Source organism: Shewanella sp. ZOR0012, from assembly GCF_000798835.1.
GTDB classification, from domain to species: Bacteria; Pseudomonadota; Gammaproteobacteria; order Enterobacterales; family Shewanellaceae; genus Shewanella; species Shewanella xiamenensis.
Map to the genome: position 1 here is coordinate 1 of NZ_JTLE01000016.1, position 3,999 is coordinate 3,999.

Sequence of the window (3,999 nt, forward strand, 5' to 3'; positions counted from 1 at the left end):
TATTCATTATCGTCACAATCTTTTTCATTAAAAATAAATTTATTATTAAGTTTCCAGAACACTTTAAGATTACGCAACAGTTTCTCAGTGATATAGCTCCTGGTGCAATATTGATCTGTGCACTGCTTGGCATTTGCCACTTCCTTATTAACCAAAAGCTACATTACTCATTAAGCAAGTTAACAATGCCGCTAAATCAAAAAATTTTTGGTTTAACCTTCTTATTAGGTTGTTCAAACTTATTACTTTTTTTGAAAGCTGAAAAGCTAAAGCTTACACAATGTGATCGATTCATAGTTTTATTACTCGGGCTTAGCTCTGCTGGAGGCATTAGCTGTATTTCACTATCTTCATTAGGTATACCTATATATCAAATTCTAATAGCTAGTATTGCATTGCCCTCTTTGATAATCGTCATTTCCATCCCCATCAGTATCAGAAGTTCTAGTTTATCGATAAAAAATTTAGATAAAAGTACTCACGATAAATCCGAACCCCAAAAATTATCTTCATATCTAATCCAGTACCTAGTGGGAGCAAGTAAACTTACTGCCAATAAAGCAATTACCATTATGTTTTTTGAAACGATAAAAGGTTCAGCATATAAGTTTAATATCGACTGGAGCTATCTGACACACTACCCAACACTACTCTTTAAGGATTTAGGGCTTACACCTATGGCTGCTGATGCTATCACACATGCATGGATTGCAAAAACCTTAGCAAATCGGGAGGCTGCACTAATTGATATTACTAATGCGGGGATATATGACGACTTATCATTAGTACAACAAACACTGGTACTCTCTTTACTGATAAATATAGCAAGTGTGAGTGCATTAATTGTTATAGCTCTGAATATTTTATCTTTATTTGGCATGCAAGCAATGCAATACCTTAAGATACTTCCTTTTGCATTTTTAACAGTCAATATAACTTCCATTATACCTGTTATTATATATGCTTTATTTTTAAATTAATTTATTAGCACATCTAGGCATTAACTATGATTTTATAATTAAACGATCAAAAAACTAGCAAACTCGAACTTAAAACCATTATTGATGCAGTATATCTTAGATTATTAAATAGAGTTTCTAATTGATTAATTAGAAAACTTAATAATTTGGAATTGGTTTATATTGTGAGCAATATCACATGTCCATCAAAATTTTTCGGCACATTATATCTTTATTGACTATACATAGAGTGTTGCCCACTATTAACATAAGTTTAACCGTAAACTAACATGAATAAAATTAAGATTATAACATATACTTAAGGTTACTCTATGATAATAAATTCTATAAAGGCTAAAATAGCTTTAGCGACTGGTATTTGTCTTGTATCGGCTTCTGTTTTACTCGTCGGTTATAGTGTTTATTCGGCCAATGAATCGCGTAATTTCGTATCATCAGAGTCATCGAACCTGATTAAAGAAGAAGCTCTAAAAAAACTAGAGTTAACTGCATCTGATGCAGCAAGAACCATCAATGAAAAAATTGATGCTAGCTTAGAAACAGCAAAAGCCATTGCAACATTTGTCTCTAGTATCAAAAAGCAAGATACAGAATCGAATTCTAACCGGCTTAATCGTGATGATTATACTGATGTTCTTTTATCATTTCTAAAAAAAGACCATGACTTAAACGGGACTTATAGTGCATGGGAACCTAACAGGTTTGATGGAAATGATAGTATTAGTTTGTCACGAGGTGACAGCAGCGGTATGGGCAGATATGTACCTTATGTAACCCGAGATGCAAACGGCAATGTAAGCACTCAACCTCTGGTCGAATATGATTCGATAGATACTCACCCAAATGGTATTGTCAAAGGTGCTTGGTATCAAGTGCCGAAAGCAACATCAAGAGAAACCGTTACAGCACCTTTACCTTATATTGTTCAGGGAAAATCAGTTTGGTTAGCAACCATGTCAGCACCAATAATCGTTAATGGAGAATTTTTAGGGGTTGCAGGTGCAGATTTCAACCTTGATTTTGTTCAGGCGTTAGCTAAACATCTGTCAAACAAAATTTATCAAGGCAACAGCCGTGTGACAATTTCAACTGCCGATGGTTTGCTGATCGCAGACAGTAAAAAACCGGAGTTTATAGGACAAACTATCAAGAACGTATATAACGATGATGCATCTTTAGTAATTTCTCTAATAAAAAAAGGCGAGAACTTCGTCTCAGATGACACACAAAATAATCTTTATAAGGTGTTAATTCCTATCACTTTTGGCAATTCAAATATCCAGTGGGGAATAACAATTGAAGTTAATAAAGACATAGTCCTAGAAAATGCAACTCTACTTAGTAAACAACTAGCGGACAAAAACCAAGAAAACTTTATTGACCAGATTTTGATTGGTTTACTTATTACTATTGTCGCAACTTTAGGAATCATTTACTTTTCACATAATATAACCAAACCCATTCTAGCATCAGTGAATATGGCTAAAATCATTGCGCAGGGTCGCTTCGATCATAGGCTAAACCACCATTCATCAGATGAGATTGGACAGTTATCTCAAGCTTTGGATGATATGGCTGCATCCCTTTATGAGCAAGTAACAGTCGCTGAGATGATTTCGCAGGGAGATTTAACCGTAAAAGTCAATCTAGCATCACAAGATGACCAATTAGGTAACTCTCTAAGAAAAATGGTAGAAGATCTTAATAATTTAATTCTACAAATCAAGCAACGTTCTAATGTGATTGGTAACAATGCATTATCAGTTTCCGAATTGAGTCATGATCTAGCAAGTGGAGCAACTCAATCAGCGGCATCAGTTACAGAAATAAGTGCCACGATTACTCACATCACAGAGCAAATTAATCAAAGTGCAAAAAATGCTCAACAGGCTAACTCGCTATCGAAACAGAGTAACGATCTTGCCAAAACAGGCAATCAGTTAATGGAAGAGCTGAGTTTAGCGATGAGTGACATTGAAACTTCTGGAAATGAAATTACCAAGATTATCGGTGCAATAGAAGATATTGCAGAGCAAACTAATTTGTTAGCGCTTAATGCAGCAATTGAAGCTGCCCGTGCGGGAGATGCCGGTCGGGGCTTTGCCGTGGTTGCTGATGAAGTTCGTAAGCTAGCTGCGCGAAGTGCTGCAGCAGTTCAAGATACAGTAAAAATTATTAATAACTCTGCACTAAAAACGAAACGAGGTATTGAATTGAGTACTCAAACCTCAAGTGCGCTAAAAGATATTGTAGATAATATTAGTACCGTCTCTTTATTAATTATGGATATTGCTGAGGCATCAACACTGCAATCGACAGGTGCTGCCGAGATTAATCAAGGGATTAAGCAAATTGACCAAGTAACCGTACATAATAGTAGTAATTCTGAGCGTTGTGCTGATGCAGCAAATGAATTAACTAATGAATCTCAGGATCTAATAAGTTTAGTTAGCAAATTTAAGCTATAAATATAAAATCAGCTCGTTATTTACGTTTTTACTTGCAATAGTGGGACGTACCATATATCGGATATAAACTATTTTGAGTTTTCCTTTATCATAATTTTGTAGTACTTATTCAACTCCAAGCACGCCAACTCTCAAGTTTGAAGTGGCTTTGTTTCCTAATTCGACTCAGCGAACAAAGCCCCCATAATTGTTTAAATATCAAACTATATAGTGAGTTTCAGGCATACCTAGCCCTGTGAGCTTGTTCAACGCCCTTATCATCCCGTAAGTTTCTCCTACCTGACAGTTATAATTTCGTAGGCTTAATCTGCCACTTAGTAGTTGCTTTACCCTATACATGGCAGTTTCTGAGATTGACCGACAATGATACCCATAGTGCATCTTCCACTGTTAATTTGAATTGCCAACTGACCGCTAAATTACGTGGATGTCCTGGTTCCCAGAGCTCTGCACTTTCCAGAGGCGGGATGAGCACTAAAGCGCGTTTTCTACGAACGGCATCATGACAGGCTCTCGTGTCGTAAGCACCATTACCTGAGATATTGCGGATT

The 3,999-nt window shown here is 36.0% G+C and carries 2 protein-coding genes and 1 pseudogene; 2 read left to right on the forward strand and 1 reads right to left on the reverse strand.

Annotation, left to right across the window (positions count from 1 at the left end; all coding sequences use genetic code 11):
- Both L976_RS23440 and L976_RS00370 read left to right on the forward strand, forming a co-directional pair.
- Positions 1-980 (forward strand): hypothetical protein (locus L976_RS23440; protein WP_047532943.1); only part of this gene is annotated, 980 nt, incomplete at its 5' end.
- Between the two features lie 311 nt (positions 981-1,291).
- Positions 1,292-3,448 carry a methyl-accepting chemotaxis protein gene (locus L976_RS00370; RefSeq protein WP_047532945.1) on the forward strand — a complete coding sequence of 719 codons (2,157 nt, stop codon included), beginning with the start codon at positions 1,292-1,294 and terminating at the stop codon, positions 3,446-3,448.
- Between the two features lie 198 nt (positions 3,449-3,646).
- On the opposite strand, the pseudogene L976_RS22575 reads toward L976_RS00370, so the two are convergent.
- Positions 3,647-3,999 (reverse strand): annotated as a pseudogene (locus tag L976_RS22575) (IS5/IS1182 family transposase); the annotation flags it as partial.